The organism is Brevundimonas sp. FG8 (assembly GCF_057808845.1).
This window is the reverse complement of record NZ_JBMDIU010000007.1, coordinates 37,292-54,736: the sequence shown is the minus strand read 5'-3', so window position 1 is coordinate 54,736 and position 17,445 is coordinate 37,292. Positions and strand designations below refer to the sequence as shown.

Genomic DNA, 17,445 nt, shown 5'->3' with positions numbered 1-17,445 from the left:
ACAATGCGTCCCATTAAATTCCCGCGCGGACGAGAGCTTTGATCGAAATCAAGGCGCGTGCCTCGCCGCGATTTTAAGGCACACTGAAACGCCGGTCGTCGTGCCCGGCGCGCTGGAGCATTGCCATGATCGACCTGGCGGTCGTCGACCTCTCCCGGCTGCAGTTCGCGCTGACAGCCCTGTACCATTTCCTGTTCGTGCCCCTGACCTTGGGGTTGTCGTTCATGCTGGTGATCATGGAGTCGATCTATGTGATGACCCGCCGGCCGATCTGGCGGACCATCACCCGGTTCTGGGGCGTCCTCTTCGGCATCAACTTCGTTCTCGGCGTCGCCACCGGCATCACCATGGAATTCCAGTTCGGGATGAACTGGAGCTACTATAGCCACTACGTCGGCGACATCTTCGGGGCCCCGCTGGCCATCGAGGGGCTGATGGCCTTCTTCCTCGAGGCCACCTTCGTTGGACTGATGTTCTTCGGCTGGGACAAGCTTAAGCCGCACGCCCACCTGTTCGTCACCTTCATGGTGGCGCTGGGCACCAACCTGTCGGCCCTGTGGATCCTGATCGCCAACGGCTGGATGCAGAACCCGGTCGGCGCGGCCTTCAATCCCGACACCATGCGCATGGAAGTGACCGACTTCATGGCCGTGCTGTTCAACCCGGTCGCCCAGGCCAAGTTCGTGCACACCGTCAGCGCCGGCTATGTTTGCGCCGCCGTCTTCGTGCTCGGCGTCTCGGCCTTCTACCTGCTGCGGAACAAGCACGTCGGCTTCGCCAAGCGGTCGATGACCGTCGCCGCCGCCTTCGGTCTGGCCGCCTCTCTCTCGGTCGTCGTGCTGGGCGACCAGTCCGGCTACGCGCTGACCGACAACCAGAAAATGAAGCTGGCGGCGCTGGAGGCCATGTGGCGCACGGAGCCGGCCCCGGCCGGTCTGACGCTGGTGGGCATCCCCAGTATGGAGGATCGCACCACTCACTACGGCGTGCATGTGCCGTGGGTTATGGGCCTGATCGCCACCCGCACCATCGACAAGCCGGTCGAGGGCATCTTCGAGCTGGTCGCCACCGCCGAGACGCGGATCGAATCCGGGGTGATCGCCTATGACGCGCTGCAGAAGGTCAAGGCCAACCCGCAGGACATGGCCGCCCGCGGTCTGTTCGAAACCCACCGTCGCGACCTGGGCTACGGCCTGCTGCTAAAGCGTCACGTCGCCGATCCGCGTCAGGCCACGCCGGAGCTGATCCGTCAGACGGCGTGGGAGACGGTGCCGAACGTGCCGGTCCTGTTCTGGAGCTTCCGCGTCATGGCGGGCATCGGGATGTTCATGATCGCCCTGTTCGGCACGGCGTTCGTGCTGTGCACCCTGCGCAAGCACCAGACGAAATGGTTCCTGCGGATCGCGGTGCTGGCCATCCCCCTGCCGTGGATCGCCATCGAGTTCGGCTGGATTCTGGCCGAGTTCGGTCGCCAGCCCTGGGCGGTCGAGGGCGTGCTGCCGACCTTCCTCGGCGCGTCCAGCCTGACCGTGCCGCAGCTGTGGGCGACCATCGCGGGCTTCACCCTGCTGTACGGCACGCTGGCCGTCGTCGAGGTGAAGCTGATGCTTCAAGCCATCAAGAAGGGTCCGTTCCACGAACAGGAGGCGTTCGGCGATACCGACCCCGAGCAGCCCGGCGAGCGCGCCCCCGCGCCGGCCGTGGCCTGACCCAGACCTTCAGGACATCCGATCATGGAACTTCCTATCGACTTCGCCACGCTCCGCCTGATCTGGTGGGGACTGCTGGGCGTGCTGCTGATCGCCTTCGCCCTGACGGACGGGTTTGATCTCGGCGTCGGCGCCCTTTTGCCCTTCGTCGCAAAAACGGATGAAGAGCGGCGCATGGTGATCAACACCGTCGGCGCGACCTGGGAGGGCAACCAGGTGTGGTTCATCCTCGGCGGCGGCGCGATCTTCGCGGCCTGGCCCTTCGTCTACGCGGTCAGTTTCTCGGGCTTCTACCTGGCCATGTTCCTGGTCTTGTCCGCCCTGATCCTGCGGCCGGTCTCGTTCAAATACCGCTCCAAGCGGGCCTCGAAGACCTGGCGCACGATGTGGGACTGGGGCCTGTTCATCGGCGGCTTCGTGCCCTCGCTGGTCTTCGGCGTCGCCGTCGGCAACGTCCTGCTGGGCGCCCCCTTCCGGCTCGATGCCGACCTGCGCTCCTTCTACGACGGCAATCTGCTGGGCCTGTTCACCCCGTTCAGCCTGATCGCGGGCCTGCTGTCGGTCTGCATGCTGGTCCTGCACGGCGCCGCCTGGCTGTCGGTGAAGGCCGAACATGGGCCGGTGCTGGAACGGGCCCGCCTTTACGGCACCATCGCCGGCGTGCTGGCTCTGGTCCTGTTCGCGGTCGGCGGTCTGTTCATCGCCTTCGGAGACATGGGTTACCGCATCACCGGCGCGCTGGACCCGAACGGCTTCTCCAACCCGCTCCGCACAACGGTGGAGGCCGCTCCCGGCGCCTGGCTGGACAACTACAGCCGCTATCCCTGGATGCTGATCGCTCCGGCGCTGGGCTTCCTCGGCGCTCTGGCGGGCCTGATCGGCATGTGGCGCCGCTCCGCCCCGCTGGCCTTCGGCGGCTCCTCGGCCTCGGCGGTGGGCATCATCTCGACAGTCGGCCTGTCGATGTTCCCCTTCATCCTGCCCAGTTCGATCAATCCGCAGTCCAGCCTGACGGTCTGGAACGCGTCCTCCAGCCACCTGACGCTGTTCATCATGCTGTTGGTGACCATCGTCTTCCTGCCACTGGTCCTGCTCTACACCGCCTGGGTCTACAAGGTGCTGTGGGGCCGGACCTCGACGGCGGCGCTCAAGACCAACCCCGACCTGTACTGAACCCCGAGGAGATCTGACCCATGTGGTATTTTGCCTGGATCCTTGGCCTTGGTCTGGCGGTGGCGTTCGGCGTCCTGAACGGCCTGTGGCATGAGTTCGCCCTGTTCGATGAAGGCGATGAGGGCCTGTCCACCCCCGATGCGTCGAAAGAGGGCGATGTTCCCCTCTAGTCCCGCAGACCTGAAAACGTGGGAGCTGATCGCGCGCTACGACGCCCACGCCCCGCGTTACACCTCCTACCCGACGGCGGCGCAGTTCACGCCCGCCGTCGGAGCGGACGACTGGAGCGGCTGGCTAGTGGCCGCCCGTCCGGATCGCGCGGTGTCGCTGTATCTGCACATCCCGTTCTGCAAGCGGCTGTGCTGGTACTGCGGCTGCAACACCCGCGCGGTGAACCGCGAAAGCGTGATCACCAGCTACGTCGATCTGCTGCTGCGTGAGGTCGATCTGGTGGTGGCGCGGATGGGGCGGCGCCCGCGCGTCGGCTCGATCCATTTCGGCGGCGGCACGCCGAACATGCTGCCGCCGGTCGAGCTGGAGCGGCTGTACGCCGGTCTGGCCGAACGCTTTGACCTGACCGACTGTTTCGAGGTCGCCGCTGAACTGGACCCCGAGGTCCTGACGCAGGACTGGATCGAGGCGGCGGGGCGCATCGGCCTGAGCCGCGCCAGTCTGGGCGTGCAGGACCTGTCGCCGGACGTTCAGGCCGCGGTGAACCGGCCCGAACGGTTCGAGACCATCCAGTGGGCGGTGGCGGCGCTGCGGGAGCAGGGCGTCACCTCCATCAATCTGGACCTGATGTACGGGCTGCCGCTTCAGACCATCGAGCATGTGGTCACGACTTTGGGTCTGGTGACAACGCTGCGGCCCGAGCGGATCGCCCTGTTCGGCTACGCCCATGTGCCGTGGATGAAGCCGCACCAGAAGCTGATCCACGACGCCGACCTGCCGGGCGCCGAGGTGCGCTTCGCCCAGAGCCAGTCCGCCGCGCGCTATCTGACCGGCAAGGGCTGGGCAGCGATCGGACTGGACCACTTCGCCCTGCCGCACGACTCGCTCGCGGCGGCGGAGCGCGCCGGGCGGCTGCGCCGGAACTTCCAGGGTTATACGACGGATGAGGCCGAGGTGCTGATCGGGCTGGGCGCGTCGGCGATCAGCCGTGCGCCCGGCGGCTTCGCCCAGAACCATACCGTCGAACGCGACTGGCGCGCCGCCGTCGAACGGGGCGAACTGCCCATCGCGCGTGGCGTGGTCCTGACCGAACGGGACGCCTTCGTCGGCGAGATTATCGAACGGCTGATGTGCGACTTCACCGTCGATGTCCCGGCGATAGCTGACCGACGCGGACAGCCTCTGTCCGAGGTCGCCGGCGCGTGGCCGGCCCTCCGCCGGTTCCAGCGCGACGGCCTGGTTCGGGTCGATGAGGGCAGGGTGGACGTGACCCCTCCTGGACGACCCTTCGTAAGGGCTGTCTGCGCTGCCTTCGACCCGGATGCGGCCCGCATCCAGCAGCGGCACGCCCGCGTCGTCTGACCGGATAAATTACGCGGCCAGACAAGGGTTTGCGCTGGATCAATGCCGCGTTCGGCATAGGCGCGCATCACTCTTCCAAGACGCTCGCAACCGGCCGCATGAGGCGACCCCGGGCGTCGGGGATGAAAGAGATGAACTTCAGGACCCTGATCCTCGCCGCCGCCGCGGCGACCGCCTTCGCCGCTCCGGCGATGGCCCAGACCGCCAACACCTGGGAGGCCCCGCGCAAGGGCGACTGGCTGGTCACCGGCCGTGTCACCGACGTCTTCTCGGGCGCGGACAACGCCATCCTGACCAGCGCCGGCGCCGACAGCGGCCTGCATGTCGATGTGGGCGACAGTGTCATGCCGACCCTCGGCTTCACCTACTTCCTGACCGACCATTTCGCGATCGAGGGCATCCTCGGCACGACGCAGCATGAGATCCGCGCCCAGGGCGGCGGGACCGATGTCGCCGTGCATGAGACCTGGGTGCTGCCGCCGGTGGTCACCCTGCAATACCGCCCCCTGAGCGGCGGGCGTGTCAGCCCCTACGTCGGCGCGGGCGTGAACTACATGCTGTTCTACAGCGGCGACGACAAGAACGGCTTCACCGTCGATCTGGATGACGGCTTCGGCTACGCGCTGCAGGCGGGCGCGGACATCGGCATTCAGGGGCCGTGGAGCGTCAACGTCGATGTGAAGAAGATCTGGTTCAACACGGACGCCGACGTGAACAACGGCGCCCTGCACAGCGACGTCGACCTTGATCCGTGGGTCGTCTCGGTCGGTGTCAGCCGCAAATTCTAGGCTGATCAGGCCGCACCGACGCCCGGGCGCCGGTGCGGCCTTTCGCTGATCAGAGCTTCATGCCCAGACGCAGGCCGATGTCGTTCGAGCCTTCGTTCGGCAGCGAGGTGTCGGCGTTCGAGATGTGGTGGAAGGTGGCCGTCAGCGACCATTTTTCATTGAAGCGATAGCCGACGCCGAAACCGGTGCGGAACACCACACGGCTGCCGTGCGATTTCCATTCGTCCTCCAGCGGCGTGCCGCTGACGTCCAGCTTGCCGTCGTGCCAGGCGGCGCCGACCATGCCTTCCAGATAGATGGCGTCGTTCGGGCTGAAGACCTGGGATGCCAGGGTCCGTTCGGCCTGCAGGCCGAGATAGATCTGGTTGGTGTAGCCGTCGGTGTTCACCAGCGCGCCGGCCACGACCTTTGGTGAACCGATCAGACGCAAGGCTTCGATGGGCGTGGACAGGACTTCAACACCCAGATCGACACCGTCCTCGCGGTTCTCGCCGATCACGCCGGTGTCGTGCTGAAGCACGGCGAAGCGAACCTCGTCGACCAGCCGGAATTCCGGCGCGGTCTGGGCCCGGGCCTGTCCCGCGAGGGCGAGGGCGGCGGTGCAGGTCAGCAGGGCGCAAGTGCGGACGAACATGGTTCTCACCTTATTGTAGCGGTCCCGGACCGGGCGCGCCCTGCCGAGGATATGGACGGACGCCTGAAGGTCGCGACGCAAGCGCCGTCGAAGGCCGGGATTCCGTGAGGTTATTCAAGAATCCGGGGGTTGCAAGGGGAGGCCCGCCGATTGAATTCCGCCCCCCGGAAGCTTTGCCCGGCAAGGTTGCCGCGCCCGTCTGCCCGTGCCAGAAAGTCGCGAACGAACGGCGCTCTGACAGGAGAGAATCGATGAAGCCCGGCATCCTTGTGACTGGTGTGGTCCTTTCCGCTGCTCTTCTGGCGGCCCCGGCGACGCCGATGGCGGCCGCCCCGGCTGACGATGTCACCATCCACGAAATCGCCAATGTGCTGGAGCGTCCCGAATACGCTTCGCAACTGGAAGGCGTGACCTTCTATTTCGGCGACGCGCCGCACCCCCGTGTCGCGCGCCGCATCGAGGCTGACGCCACCACCTCGCAACGCAGCCGCCGCTTCGGCCGCTCGGCCGAGGAATCCTGCCAGTGGGTCATGCTGTCGGCCCTGATCCGCCTGAAGAACCAGACCTTGGCCAACGGCGGCAACGCCGTCATCAACGTCCGGTCCAACTGGGACAATGTCGAATGGTCCAGCCGCACCCAGTACAAGTGCTCGGCGGGCTTCCTTATGGCCGGCGTCGCCCTGAAGGGCGACATGGTCAGCCTTCGCTGATTTCAGGCGGCGCACAGTATGCGCTTGTGCGCCGTTGTTCCGAGTTATCGCCATGTCAGCCAGCTACCGCGTCTGTCGCGACGGCTGGTTGAGCTTTGCGACCACGTCCTGATTGTTGACGACGGCAATACGGAGCCCGTGCGCTCTGAAATCGCCGCCCTGCATGATCCCTCCAACGGCGTTCAGGTCCTGCGGCTGGACGTCAATGCGGGCAAGGGCGTGGCGGTCCTGACGGGCTTCCGCGAAGCCATCGCCCAGGGCTTCACTCACGCCCTCCAGATCGACGCCGACGGTCAGCATGACATCGAGGACGTCCACCGCTTCATCGAGGCCTCGCGGCAGCGGCCCGAGGCCCTGATTTGCGGTCAGGCGGTCTATGACGAAAGCGTGCCCAGGGCGCGCAAGATCGGTCGATGGATCACCCACGTCTGGGTGTGGATCGAGACCGCTTCGCTGGCCATCGCCGACTCGATGTGCGGCTTCCGCCTCTACCCGCTGCCCAAGGTGGCCGAGGTCATCGCGGGGACCAGAATCGGCTCGCGCATGGATTTCGACACCGAAATGGCCGTGCACATGCATTGGCGCGGGACGCCCGTAGTGAACCTGCCGACCAAGGTCATCTATCCGCCGGACAACGTCTCCAATTTCGAGATGCTGGCCGACAATGTGCGGATATCGAAGATGCACACCCGGCTGGCGTTGCAGGCCCCGTTCCGCCTGATCCGCAAGCTGTGGGTTTCAGTCTTCGCCCGGTAGTCGGACCGCTTCAACGGGGCCGTCCCAGACCAGCGTCAGGGCGAAATCTCCGTCGACAGTCTCATGCAGGACGTTCAGCCCCTCCGTCGTGCGGTAGGTCGGGGTTGTCGTGCCCGCCACAGCGCGCAGTCGCGCCGGGCCCGCCATCTCGCCGAACGCCTTGAAGTAGGCTTCGTGGAAGGTGAACACCCGCCAGGCGGCGTCGTCGTCCGTCGGCGTGGCGTCCATCAGCAGCCGGGCGATGTCCCGGATCGGCCGCGTTGGAAGACGATGCTCGATGTCGATGCCGATCCGGCCTTCCGGCGTCGCGGCCACGGCGATCCCGTTCCGGCTGTGCGCCCTGGACGACGGACCTTCGAACAGTCCGGTTCCAGCCCTCAATTCGGCCAGCAGGCTCGCCGCCGCTTCGCTCTGGATCGGGCGCGGCACGCGGGCGTCGCGGGGAAACTTTGCTATAAATCGAACAGCATAGCTCGCCGTCAGGGATCGATGGGTGCGCTGCATTACCCCGGATTATATTGAACTGCCCCGTGCAGCCATATAGGTTGCAAGGTGAACGTCGGGGGATGTGGGACAGTGCTAGCGTTGGGTGTGACCGCATGGGGCGCCATCCTCTCTTCAGAGAGCGATGAGCGTTTTGGCGTGGCTGAGGACGCCTCCGCCATCCCTGTGCAGCAACGCCGCCGCCTGCCTGCCTTCACCCGCAATGTCCTTCAATGCGCCCTGCCGCTGCTGCGCGATCGGCCCGGAACGCCGGTAGTGCTGTCCAGCCCCAACGGCGATCTCGACAGCACCGTGACCCTGCTCAGCGACATCGCGCGGAACGAGTTGCTGTCGCCGTCCCTGTTCGGCCTGTCGGTCCATAACGCCCCGCTGGGCGCGCTGAGCCTGTCCATTGAAGGTCCGGGCGATCAGATTTCCATCGGCGGCGATACGGCGACCCTGTCGGCCGGTCTGGTCGAGGCCTGGGCCCAGCTGACGACCGGGGAGGCCTCCTCCATCGTTCTGGTGCACGCCGACGAGCGCCTTTCGGGCCTCTACGCCGATCTGGATGAGGCCACCCCCGGCGTGTTCATCGCCATGACCCTCGCCCTGGTGGGTGACGGCGGGGAGGGCGTCGTGGTCACCCCCGGGCGCACCGGCGCACTGGCGGTGGTCAACGCCCTGAGGGCCGGACAGACGCGTCTGACCTTCTCGCCGCCGCGACTGGACGCGCTGGCGGCATGAAGGCGCTCGCAAGATTCTGGCTGCTGATCGCGACGGGCACGTCCTTCGCCCTGTTCGGGCTGGGGGGGCTGTTCCTCGCCATCGTGGTCTTCCCGCTGATCAACCTGCTTGTCCGCGATCGGGAGCAGCGGACCCGCATCGCCCAGCAGACCGTACACCGCGTCTGGCGCACCTATGTGCGGATCATGGTCTTCCTCGGGGCCGTTTCCTACGAGGTTCACGGCGCCGAGCTGCTGCGGAATGACCGGGGCACACTGGTCATCGCCAACCACCCCTCCCTGCTCGACATCGTCTTCATCATGTCCCTGATGGAGCGGACCCAATGCGTGGTGAAGGCGGGGGTCTGGCGCAATCCGTTCATGCGCGGCGTGGTGACGGCGGCGAACTATATTCCCAACGAGAACGATCCCGAGCGGCTGATCGAGGACTGCGTCGCGGCGTTGGAGGCCGGGAACAATCTGGTCATCTTCCCCGAGGGTTCGCGCACGCCGCCGGGCGTCAAGCCGAAGTACCAGCGGGGCTTCGCCTATATCGCCCACCGCTCACGGGCGCCGGTCCGGCTGGTCACCATCACCTGCAGTCCGCCGACCCTGCTGAAGGGCGAGCCGTGGTACAAAGTCCCCAGTCGGCGCGCTCACTGGGTTATCCAGGTCCATGAACATATTGACGTTCCGGACCAATCCATTCAATCCGCCATCGCCGCCCGGAGCCTGTGCATGCAGGTGGAGCGCCGAATAGAAGAACTGCTTGCCGCATGACGACACCCACCGAATTCGAGATGAAATCCGCGATCATCGAGGTCCTGAATCTCGAGGACATCACCCCGGACGACATCGGCGCCGACGAGGATCTGTTCGGCAACACCGGTCTGGCGCTCGATTCCATCGACGCGCTGGAGATCGGGGTCGCGCTGCAGAAGAAGTTCGACATCAAGATCGATGTTGATGACAAGCAACTGCACAGCCACTTCCAGACGATCAACGCCCTGATCGCCTTCGTGGCCCAGCAGAAGGCCCTGAAGCAATGAGCGCCGTCATGGAACGTGAGACCATCTATTCCGAGATCAAGGAGTATCTCGTCTCCGCCTTCGACGTGCCCCGTGACCTGATCACGCCCGAAGCCGATCTGGTGGAGCAGCTCAACCTCGACTCGATCGACGCGATCGATCTGATGGTCCAGCTGAAGGAAATCACCGGCCGCAAGATCGAACCGGACGAGTTCCGCGGCATCCGCACGATCGACGACGTGCTGAACCTCGCCCAGAAGAAGCATGCCCAAGGTTGATGTACCGGCGGTTCTGCTAGTCGCAACCTCGGTACTCTACCCTGTCGTCGCCGCGATCGCGGTGCGCACCGTCGGACCCGGATGGGTGGTCGGCGGTCTGCTGGTCTTCCTGCTTCTGCGCACCCTGTCTGACCGCGCCCGTCGCACGCCCGGAGCCCTGACCTTGGGGCTGTTGCTGGCGGCGGGGGGGCTGGTGACGGTGGCCCTGTTTGATCGCGAGCTGTCGGTCCGGCTCTATCCGGCCTTCATGAACGCGGCGATGTTCCTCGCCTTCGGTCAGACGCTTCTGCGCGGTCCCAGCATGATCGAGCGGTTCGCGCGGATGACCGATCCGGACCTGCCGCCCAGCGGAGTCGCCTACACCCGCGTGGTCACCATGATCTGGACCGGCTTCTTCGTTCTGAACGGCGCCGTCGCGGTCTGGACCGCCATCTGGGCCGACTGGCATGTCTGGACCCTCTACAACGCCGGCGTCTCCTATGCGCTGATCGGTGTCCTGATCGTCGGCGAGCTGGTGGTGCGTCCCTTCGCCCGGCGCGCCATGGAAGCACGATGAAAGGCCTTATCCAGACCCTGATCCAGACCGACGCCGCCCGTCCGCTGTTCCAGCGCGACGGCGAGGTCGTAACGGCGGGCGACGTCCGACGTCTGGCCGCCGCCCTTCTGCCGCGTGTACAGGCCACGCGCGACACGGTCTTCCTCAGCGTGGCGTCCGCCGCGCACCTGACCGCCAGTCTTCTCGCCGCCGCCGCGGCCGGGCGGATGATCGCCATGCCCGCCCACGCCCAGCCGGAGTATCTGGCGGAGATCGGCTGTCCGCCCGAGGCCCTGATCACCGACGACCTTTTCGGGGGTCTGCTGGATGGCGATGTCGCCGCGCTGGCTGACGCCGTCACGGACCCGGTCATCGATTTCTTCACCTCGGGCTCCTCGGGCGCGCCCAAGCGTGTCCGCAAGAACCTGTCCCGGCTTGAGGTCGAGGCGCGAGCTCTCGACAACCTTTGGGGCGCGGAGGCGGGGCCGGTCATTTCGACCGTCTCCCATCAACATTTCTACGGCTTCCTCTTCCGCGTGGTCTGGCCGGTCATGTCCGGTCGGGTCAGCGACGACGCTCCCGCCGTCTATTGGGAGAACCTCGAAGGCCGTTTCGGCGGGACCACGCTGGTCTCCAGCCCGGCCCATTTGACCCGTCTGTCGCCGCGCGTGGAGATGTACCAGCCGACGCCCGGTCTGATCTTTTCCTCCGGCCAGCTCCTGCCGACCGATGCGGCGGCTGAGTGCGTGATGGTCTTCGGTCGCCCGGCCACCGAGGTGCTCGGCTCGACCGAGACGGGCGGCCTCGCCTGGCGCCGTCAGACCGCGCCTGACGCCCTCTGGACCCCATTCCCGGACGTCTCGATCACCGCGGATGAGACGCAGGCCCTGATCGTCCGCTCGCCCTATCTGCAGGACGACGGGCCCGAGCGGACGGGCGACGTCATCGACCAGCAGGCCGACGGCCGCTTTCGTCTGAAGCCGCGCGGCGACCGGATCGTGAAGATCGACGGCAAGCGGGTCTCGCTGGCCCGGGTCGAGGACATGCTGGGCCGACTGCCAGAGATCGCGGCCGTCGCCGCCCTTTCGCTGCCGGATCACAAGGGCGCGCTGGGCGCGGTGGTCGAGCTGACCCTCGCCGGTCAGGCCTTGCTGGCGGAGGAGGGGACATTCCGCCTGTCCCGCCGCCTGCGCGCCGCTGTCTCTCCCCTGCTGGAGAGCGCCGAGCGCCCGAAATACTGGCGCTTCGTCGACCGGATCGAGACCAACAGTCAGGGCAAGCGTATCCTGTCCACGCTCAGCGCCCTGTTCGGCGCGCCTGAAGGGAGCCGCCCATGACCGTGACTGCTTCCAGCCCGCTGGACGTGCTTGATCTGGATATCCGGCGCACCGGCGAGACGACGGCGGAGATCGCCTTTACCCTCGTCCCCGAGCTGATCTATTTCGACGGCCATTTCCCCGGCCAGCCCATCCTGCCGGGCGTGTCACAGGCTCATCTGGCCGTGCTGCTGGCCGAGCGGGTATGGGGCGGCTGGCCGTCCAGCGCGACCATCTCGCGGCTGAAATTCCGCCGCGTGCTGGCGCCCGGCGACGCCGTGGTGCTGGAGCTGCGCCACTACCCGTCGACGGGCGGGCTGTCGTTCGTCTTCAAGCTGAACGGGGCGCCGGCCTCACAGGGCGACGTCGGCGATCTGGCCTGATACCGGTCCGGGCCGACGTCAGGCCCGCTTGAACACCAGCGAGGTGTTGATGCCGCCGAAGGCGAAGTTGTTGGACACGAAATAGTCCCCGTCGATCACGCGTCCGCCCACGCCGACGTAGTCCAGTTCGGCGCAACGCGGGTCGTGCTCGTGGAAGTTGGCGATGGGCGAGATCCACCCCGTCCGCAGCATCTCCACGCCCAGCCAGGCCTCGATGCCGCCACAGGCCCCCAGCGAGTGACCGAAATGGCCCTTCAGGGTGTGGAAGGGCACGTCCTTGCCATAGACCGCTTGGGTGGCCTGGCTCTCGACCACGTCGCCCGCGACGGTCGCGGTGCCGTGCCCGCTGATGAAGGCGATGTCGCTGACGCCGATCCCGGCCATCTCCATGGCCTGACGCATGACCCGCTCCTGGGTCTCACGCGCCGGGTGCGAGATGTGGGCGCCGTCGGCGTTGGTGGCGAAGCCCGTCACCTCTGCCAGAATGGTCGCGCCGCGCGCCAGCGCGTGCTCCCGCTCCTCAAGGATCAGGAAGCCCGCGCCTTCGCCTGTCACCATGCCGTCGCGGCTGGCTTCGAACGGGCGGCAGGCGGATTCCGGCGTATCGTTGCCGTTCGAGCTGGTGGCGTACAGGCGGTCGAAGACCATCGCCATGCTGGGACAGAACTCTTCGGTCCCGCCCACGATCATGATGTCCGCCTGATTGTGCAGGATGGTCTCATAGCCGTAGCCCACGCCCTGCGAGCCCGAGGTGCAGGCCGAGGAGGTGGTGATCACCCGGCCGGTCAGGCCGAAGAAGACGCTGATGTTCACCGCGGCCGTGTGGGCCATCATGCGGATGTAGCTGGTGGCGTTGAGCCCGCCCGCCTTGCCCGTTTCGAGGAAGTGCACGAAGTCCCGGATCGGGTCGGTCGAGCCGAACGATGAGCCGCAGGCCACGCCCGTCCGGCCGGTCTTCAGCACCGGATCATCGGTGAGGCCGGCCTGGGCTAACGCGCGCTCGACCGAGTCGACCGCCATGATGCCGACCCGGCCCATCGAGCGGGACTTCTGGCGGTGATAGCGGCCTTCGTGGACGAACCAGGACGCCGGGGCGCCGACCTTGCAGGTCAGGTCCGTCAGGCGCTCCCAGTCGGCGATGCGGCGCGTGCCGGTCTCGCCCGCGCGCATGCGGCGCTCGATTTCAGCCCATTCGCCCCCCAGGGCGGTGACGCCGGCCATGCCGGTCACCACGACACGACGCGTCAAATCAACCCCCCGTTCACGCCCAGAACCTGACGGGTGATATAGCCCGCGTCCGGTGAAAACAGAAACCCGACGGCCGCCGCGACTTCGCGCACCGTGCCCATGCGCTGCATCGGAACGGCGTCCACGATCTCCTTGGGGATCTCGTCGCTCATGGCCGTTTCGACCAGGCCGGGGGCGACGCAGTTGACGGTGATCTTGCGTTTGGCCAGCTCGACCGCCAGCGCCTTGGCGGCGCCGATCAGCCCGGCCTTGGAGGCGCTGTAGTTCACCTGTCCGCGGTTGCCGATCACGCCGGAGACCGAGGCGATGGCCACGATCCGCCCGCCGTCCCGACGCCGGATCATCGGCATGATCAGCGGCTGCAGCACATTGTAGAAGCCGTCCAGATTGGTCCGCAGGACCACATCCCAGTCGGCTCCGTCGATGGCGGGGAAGGCGTTGTCGCGGGTCACCCCGGCGCTCAGCACCACGCCCCAGAAGCCGTCCTCTCCGATGCGGGCGACCAGGGCGTCACGCGTGGCGTCACGGTCCCGGACGTCGAAGCCCAGCACATCCGCCACGCCGCCCGCCTCAACGATGGCCTGAACCACGGCCTCGGCGCCGGCGCGGTCGCCGCCGTAGTGGACTGTGACGGGATGACCGGCGCGCGCCAGATGCAGGGCGACCTCGCGGCCGATGCCCTTGCTGGCGCCGGTGACCAGAACGGGTCGCTTCAGGTTGTCTTGTGTCATTGCTGTGATCGCAGGAAGGCCGACAGGTCGTCGGGGCGGTAGGCGTTGATGGTGGCGCTGGCCAGTTCTTCCCCGGCGTCGTCCAGAATCCGGCAGCGGAAGGCGGTCATGCCCTCGTCGCTGATCAGGGGCGTCACCTCGGTCACCAGCCGCTCGCCCTCGGTGAAGAAGGTGCGGGAGACAGCATATTTCCGACAACCCAGCAGCAGGCCGACGACGGGCGGCAAACCTTCGTCGCGTCGGTCCAGTCCGTCCGAGGCGCTGATCGTCTGCGCCATCAGCTCGAAGCCGACATAGGCGGGTACGCCGCGTCCGGGCTGAAAGAAGAGCTGGTCAGAACGGATCACCACCTCGCTGGTCACGACCTCGTCCTCCCGGCCGATGATCCGGTCGATCAGCAGCATGCCGGCACGGTGGACGATCAGCGCCTCAATGGGGGGGAACTCGGTCATGCGGCGGTCAGAACCAGCGCGACGTTGTTGCCGCCGAACGCATAGCTGGCGCTCAGGATCGCCTTCAGCGAGGCGGTTTCGCCCGCTTGCGCCAGCCGGATCACCGGCAGTTCGGGATCGCGTTCGCCGTCCCAGACATGCGGCGGCAATTGTCCCTGCTCCATCGCCAGCAGGCACAGGGCCGCCTGGATCGCCCCGGCGGCGCCGAGGGTGTGTCCGGTCAGGGCCTTGGTCGAGGCGGCGGGGGTGTCCAGTCCGAACACCCGCTCGACCACATGGGCCTCCATCTGGTCGTTCAGCGGCGTCGCCGTGCCGTGCAGGTGGATGAAGTCCACCGCCTTGCGCCCGGCGTCGCCCTCAAGGCCCGCCATGGTCAGGGCGGCGCGCATGGCCGCCTCCGCCCCACGGCCCGTGGGGTCCGGCGCCGACATATGGTGCCCGTCGACGCTGCCGGCCCATCCCGCCAGTCGGTAGGGGCCGGGCTCGCGGGTCAGCAGGAACAGGGCGCCGCCCTCGCCGAGGTTCAGCCCGTCCCGGTTCGCGCTCATCGGGGCGCAGACCACGCCCGACAGCGAGCCCAGAGCCGAAAAGCCGTTCAGGGTCAGGTCGCACAGCGAGTCCGCGCCGCCACAGATCACCACGTCGCACAGACCCGACTGGATCAGCCGCGCGGCCGAGGCCAACGCCCGTCCGCCCGAGGTGCAGGCGGTCGAGACCGAGAAATACGGGCCCTGAACACCGGCCAGTCTGGCGGTGAAGGCGGCGCTGTCGCCCAGTTGTTGTGGCCTGATCGAGAAGCCTTCGGGCCATTGGTCGGTCGCCAGCCTGGCTTTCAGGGCCTCGCCGGCTTCGCCGATGCCGGAGGTCGAGGTGCCGATCACCACGCCGATCCGGTCGGCGCCGTAGCGCGCCTTGGCCGCCTCGACGGCGTCCTTCAGGGGCGCAAAGCAGTGGGCCAGAATCTGGTTGGTGCGGGTCTCGTGCGCCGGGCCGTCCAGATCGAAGGGCAGCCGTCCGACCGGCACGACCCGGCCCGTGGTCAGGGTGGCTTCACCCGACAGTCGGACGGGCTCGGCGGCGAACAGGGCGGCGGCGACCGCCTCCCGGTCCGCACCGAGCGCACAGGCGACCGAATAGTCGGCGATATGGATCGGCGTCGCCATCAGTCCAGCGACCGGCTGGTGATGGTGACTTCGTAACCGAAGGCCAGATTGCGGGACACGCGACGGGCCGGATTGGCGGCGTCCGGCACGATCTCGGAGATCAGTTCATCACCGCGACGGACCTGACGCCCGCCGTCGGCGGTTTCGGTCAGGGTCACACCCTCGGGAAGGGCGGCGTTGATCGCCTCCGCGGGCCACAGGGCGATGAAGATGTCCGCCAGAATGTTCGCCACCGGAATACTGTCCGGAGCGATGGGCGAACGGGTCTCGCGCACACCTGCGGCGGTCCAGGTGATGGTCGACAGCCGCAAGCCGCCGCCCGCCATGGTGATGACGATCTCCACCTCGTCGGGGGACAGCGCCAGGATCGACTCAAAGGCCGCCTGACGGTCGCCATGCCGAATCTGTCCGGCCTGCATCAGCGTGCGGGTCTGCGGATAGGCCGGCGGGCTGGGCAGCGTCAGGACGATGTCCGGCGCGATCCGCGCCTGCAACTCGGCCCCCGCCGTCGCGTGCGAGGGATCACGGGGCGCGGTCGCGCACCCCGTGACCGTCAGCAGCAGGACCGTCAGGCCCAGCGCTGACGCCAGCCTCAGGCGAGGCACCACTGCTCCACGGTCCGCATCGTCCGCTTGGGCGACTTGACGAAGATGTTGCTGCGATCCCAGGCATAGCCGGCCAGCACCGAGGTCAGCTGGCGGGTGATGTCGTTCATCTCCTTCGGCCGATTGAAGATGATCGTCTGCAGGGCGCCCGTGTACCAGGCGTCCACGCACTCCCGGAAGGTGTCGATACCGACGTAGAGCTCCCTGGAGAACTCCTCCTGCCAGTCGATGGTCTCGCCCTTGAGTTGGCGGTCCACCAGACCGGCGGCCAGGGTCGCGGACTTGAAGGCGATGGTCACGCCCGACGAGAAGACCGGGTCCAGGAACTCCGCTGCATTGCCCAGCAGGGCAAAGCTCGGGCCGTGCAGGCTCTTCACATTGCAGGCATAGCCCACGATGGTCGCGGCGGGGCGATAGACCTCGGCGTCCTTCAGGATGTCCTGCTTGTGCGGAACCTTGGCGATCAGGTTCCACAGGCGCTCGTGATCGGTCGCGCCGGCGGCCTCGATGTCGTCCTGTGGTCCGACCACGCCGACCGACGAGATGCCGTTGGCCAGCGGGATCAGCCAGTACCAGATGACCGGGTTCTCGGGGTGGATGGTGACCAGGATCTTGTTCCGGTCGAAGTGCGGGGCGGTGATGTTGTCCTTCACCTGACCGAAGACCGCGCGACGGGTGGGGAAGTCCGACGGGGTTTCCAGATCGCACAGCTTGCTCAGCGTCCGCCCGAAGCCGCTGGCGTCCAGCACGAAGCGGGCCTCGATGCGGCGGGTCTCGCCGGCTTCGTCACGCACGGTCACCACGGCGCCGTCGTCATCGCTCTCGAAGGCGATGACTTCCTGACCAAAGCTGGCCGTCGCGCCCTGTTTGACCGCGCCCTTGGCCAGCAGGTCGTCGAACTCCGAACGCATGACCTGGAAGGTCGTGGACCGGCCTGGTGCGCTCTTGTCGGGGAAATAGATCGGGGTGGTCACGCCCGCGCGTTCAAAGACGACGCCGTCCTTGAACTGGAAGCCGTGGGCCTCGATGTCCTCCAGCAGGCCGGCGTCGCCGAGGAACTCCAGCGACTGGGCCAGCAGGCTTTCGCCGATCGAGAATCGCGGGAAATGGGTGCGCTCGATCATCTCGACCTTATGGCCCTTGCGGGCCAGCAGCGCTGCGGCGAGCGAGCCCGCAGGCCCGGCCCCGATGATCAAGA

The 17,445-nt window shown here is 67.0% G+C and carries 22 protein-coding genes; 14 read left to right on the top strand and 8 right to left on the bottom strand.

The genetic code is table 11. The features are described from left to right. Positions 1-128: 128 nt before the first annotated feature. From ACODRV_RS12655 to ACODRV_RS12635, 5 genes are all read left to right on the top strand, one after another. Complete coding sequence (locus tag ACODRV_RS12655; protein ID WP_488908608.1) at positions 129-1,709, top strand: cytochrome ubiquinol oxidase subunit I; 1,581 nt, start codon at positions 129-131, stop codon at positions 1,707-1,709. A 24-nt stretch (positions 1,710-1,733) separates the two neighbouring features. Next, the gene (cydB, locus tag ACODRV_RS12650; protein ID WP_141627337.1) at positions 1,734-2,882 is read left to right on the top strand and encodes a cytochrome d ubiquinol oxidase subunit II; all 1,149 of its coding nucleotides are present in this window, start codon (positions 1,734-1,736) and stop codon (positions 2,880-2,882) included. Positions 2,883-2,902: 20 nt separating this feature from the next. Next, complete coding sequence (cydX, locus tag ACODRV_RS12645) at positions 2,903-3,052, top strand: cytochrome bd-I oxidase subunit CydX (protein WP_141627336.1); 150 nt, start codon at positions 2,903-2,905, stop codon at positions 3,050-3,052. Then, a complete protein-coding gene (hemN, locus tag ACODRV_RS12640) occupies positions 3,039-4,415 on the top strand; it encodes an oxygen-independent coproporphyrinogen III oxidase (RefSeq protein WP_488908550.1) in 1,377 nt (458 codons plus the stop codon). The genes cydX and hemN overlap by 14 nt, the downstream gene beginning before the upstream one ends. Before the next feature lie 131 nt (positions 4,416-4,546). Then, the gene (locus ACODRV_RS12635; protein WP_488908549.1) at positions 4,547-5,203 is read left to right on the top strand and encodes an OmpW/AlkL family protein; all 657 of its coding nucleotides are present in this window, start codon (positions 4,547-4,549) and stop codon (positions 5,201-5,203) included. Between the two features lie 49 nt (positions 5,204-5,252). On the opposite strand, the gene ACODRV_RS12630 is transcribed toward ACODRV_RS12635, so the two are convergent. Further along, complete coding sequence (locus ACODRV_RS12630; RefSeq protein WP_141627333.1) at positions 5,253-5,837, bottom strand: acyloxyacyl hydrolase; 585 nt, start codon at positions 5,835-5,837, stop codon at positions 5,253-5,255. A gap of 251 nt (positions 5,838-6,088) precedes the next feature. Here ACODRV_RS12630 and ACODRV_RS12625 point away from each other — a divergent pair, with 251 nt between their 5' ends. Continuing rightward, complete coding sequence (locus tag ACODRV_RS12625; protein ID WP_488908548.1) at positions 6,089-6,547, top strand: hypothetical protein; 459 nt, start codon at positions 6,089-6,091, stop codon at positions 6,545-6,547. Positions 6,548-6,565: 18 nt separating this feature from the next. Continuing rightward, positions 6,566-7,303, top strand: coding sequence for a glycosyltransferase family 2 protein (locus ACODRV_RS12620; protein WP_141627331.1), 738 nt, complete (start codon positions 6,566-6,568; stop codon positions 7,301-7,303). Here the strand turns inward: ACODRV_RS12620 and ACODRV_RS12615 are convergent. Next, complete coding sequence (locus tag ACODRV_RS12615) at positions 7,286-7,807, bottom strand: 4'-phosphopantetheinyl transferase family protein (RefSeq protein ID WP_141627330.1); 522 nt, start codon at positions 7,805-7,807, stop codon at positions 7,286-7,288. The genes ACODRV_RS12620 and ACODRV_RS12615 overlap by 18 nt on opposite strands. Before the next feature lie 138 nt (positions 7,808-7,945). Here ACODRV_RS12615 and ACODRV_RS12610 point away from each other — a divergent pair, with 138 nt between their 5' ends. The 7 genes from ACODRV_RS12610 to ACODRV_RS12580 are packed head-to-tail and all read left to right on the top strand — an operon-like array spanning position 7,946 to position 12,048. After that, positions 7,946-8,530 (top strand): beta-ketoacyl synthase chain length factor, encoded by a 585-nt coding sequence (locus tag ACODRV_RS12610; protein ID WP_168196846.1) that lies wholly within the window; start codon positions 7,946-7,948, stop codon positions 8,528-8,530. Further along, positions 8,527-9,288, top strand: coding sequence for a lysophospholipid acyltransferase family protein (locus tag ACODRV_RS12605; protein WP_488908547.1), 762 nt, complete (start codon positions 8,527-8,529; stop codon positions 9,286-9,288). Before ACODRV_RS12610 ends, ACODRV_RS12605 begins: the two co-directional genes overlap by 4 nt. Next, positions 9,285-9,557: a phosphopantetheine-binding protein gene (locus ACODRV_RS12600; protein ID WP_141627327.1), complete on the top strand. Its 273-nt coding sequence runs from the start codon at positions 9,285-9,287 to the stop codon at positions 9,555-9,557. The genes ACODRV_RS12605 and ACODRV_RS12600 overlap by 4 nt, the downstream gene beginning before the upstream one ends. An 8-nt stretch (positions 9,558-9,565) precedes the next feature. Further along, positions 9,566-9,814 carry an acyl carrier protein gene (locus ACODRV_RS12595; RefSeq protein WP_141628343.1) on the top strand — a complete coding sequence of 83 codons (249 nt, stop codon included), beginning with the start codon at positions 9,566-9,568 and terminating at the stop codon, positions 9,812-9,814. Beyond that, a complete protein-coding gene (locus ACODRV_RS12590; RefSeq protein WP_488908546.1) occupies positions 9,801-10,370 on the top strand; it encodes a COG4648 family protein in 570 nt (189 codons plus the stop codon). The genes ACODRV_RS12595 and ACODRV_RS12590 overlap by 14 nt, the downstream gene beginning before the upstream one ends. Further along, on the top strand, positions 10,367-11,686 hold the full coding sequence (locus ACODRV_RS12585) for a class I adenylate-forming enzyme family protein (RefSeq protein WP_488908545.1): 1,320 nt from the start codon (positions 10,367-10,369) through the stop codon (positions 11,684-11,686). Before ACODRV_RS12590 ends, ACODRV_RS12585 begins: the two co-directional genes overlap by 4 nt. Then, a complete protein-coding gene (locus tag ACODRV_RS12580; RefSeq protein WP_488908544.1) occupies positions 11,683-12,048 on the top strand; it encodes an ApeI family dehydratase in 366 nt (121 codons plus the stop codon). Before ACODRV_RS12585 ends, ACODRV_RS12580 begins: the two co-directional genes overlap by 4 nt. A gap of 18 nt (positions 12,049-12,066) precedes the next feature. On the opposite strand, the gene ACODRV_RS12575 is transcribed toward ACODRV_RS12580, so the two are convergent. From ACODRV_RS12575 to ACODRV_RS12550, 6 genes are read right to left on the bottom strand one after another with little or no spacing between them, the layout of a single operon-like run. Next, on the bottom strand, positions 12,067-13,296 hold the full coding sequence (locus ACODRV_RS12575; RefSeq protein ID WP_205750750.1) for a beta-ketoacyl-ACP synthase: 1,230 nt from the start codon (positions 13,294-13,296) through the stop codon (positions 12,067-12,069). Beyond that, on the bottom strand, positions 13,293-14,027 hold the full coding sequence (locus ACODRV_RS12570; protein WP_370450951.1) for a 3-ketoacyl-ACP reductase FabG2: 735 nt from the start codon (positions 14,025-14,027) through the stop codon (positions 13,293-13,295). The genes ACODRV_RS12575 and ACODRV_RS12570 overlap by 4 nt, the downstream gene beginning before the upstream one ends. Further along, positions 14,024-14,479 (bottom strand): hotdog family protein, encoded by a 456-nt coding sequence (locus ACODRV_RS12565; RefSeq protein WP_488908543.1) that lies wholly within the window; start codon positions 14,477-14,479, stop codon positions 14,024-14,026. The genes ACODRV_RS12570 and ACODRV_RS12565 overlap by 4 nt, the downstream gene beginning before the upstream one ends. Next, positions 14,476-15,642 (bottom strand): beta-ketoacyl-ACP synthase, encoded by a 1,167-nt coding sequence (locus ACODRV_RS12560; RefSeq protein ID WP_488908542.1) that lies wholly within the window; start codon positions 15,640-15,642, stop codon positions 14,476-14,478. Before ACODRV_RS12560 ends, ACODRV_RS12565 begins: the two co-directional genes overlap by 4 nt. Beyond that, on the bottom strand, positions 15,642-16,247 hold the full coding sequence (locus ACODRV_RS12555; protein ID WP_488908541.1) for a DUF3261 domain-containing protein: 606 nt from the start codon (positions 16,245-16,247) through the stop codon (positions 15,642-15,644). The genes ACODRV_RS12560 and ACODRV_RS12555 overlap by 1 nt, the downstream gene beginning before the upstream one ends. Next, a complete protein-coding gene (locus ACODRV_RS12550; RefSeq protein ID WP_205750749.1) occupies positions 16,235-17,443 on the bottom strand; it encodes an NAD(P)/FAD-dependent oxidoreductase in 1,209 nt (402 codons plus the stop codon). Before ACODRV_RS12550 ends, ACODRV_RS12555 begins: the two co-directional genes overlap by 13 nt. Positions 17,444-17,445: the final 2 nt, after the last annotated feature.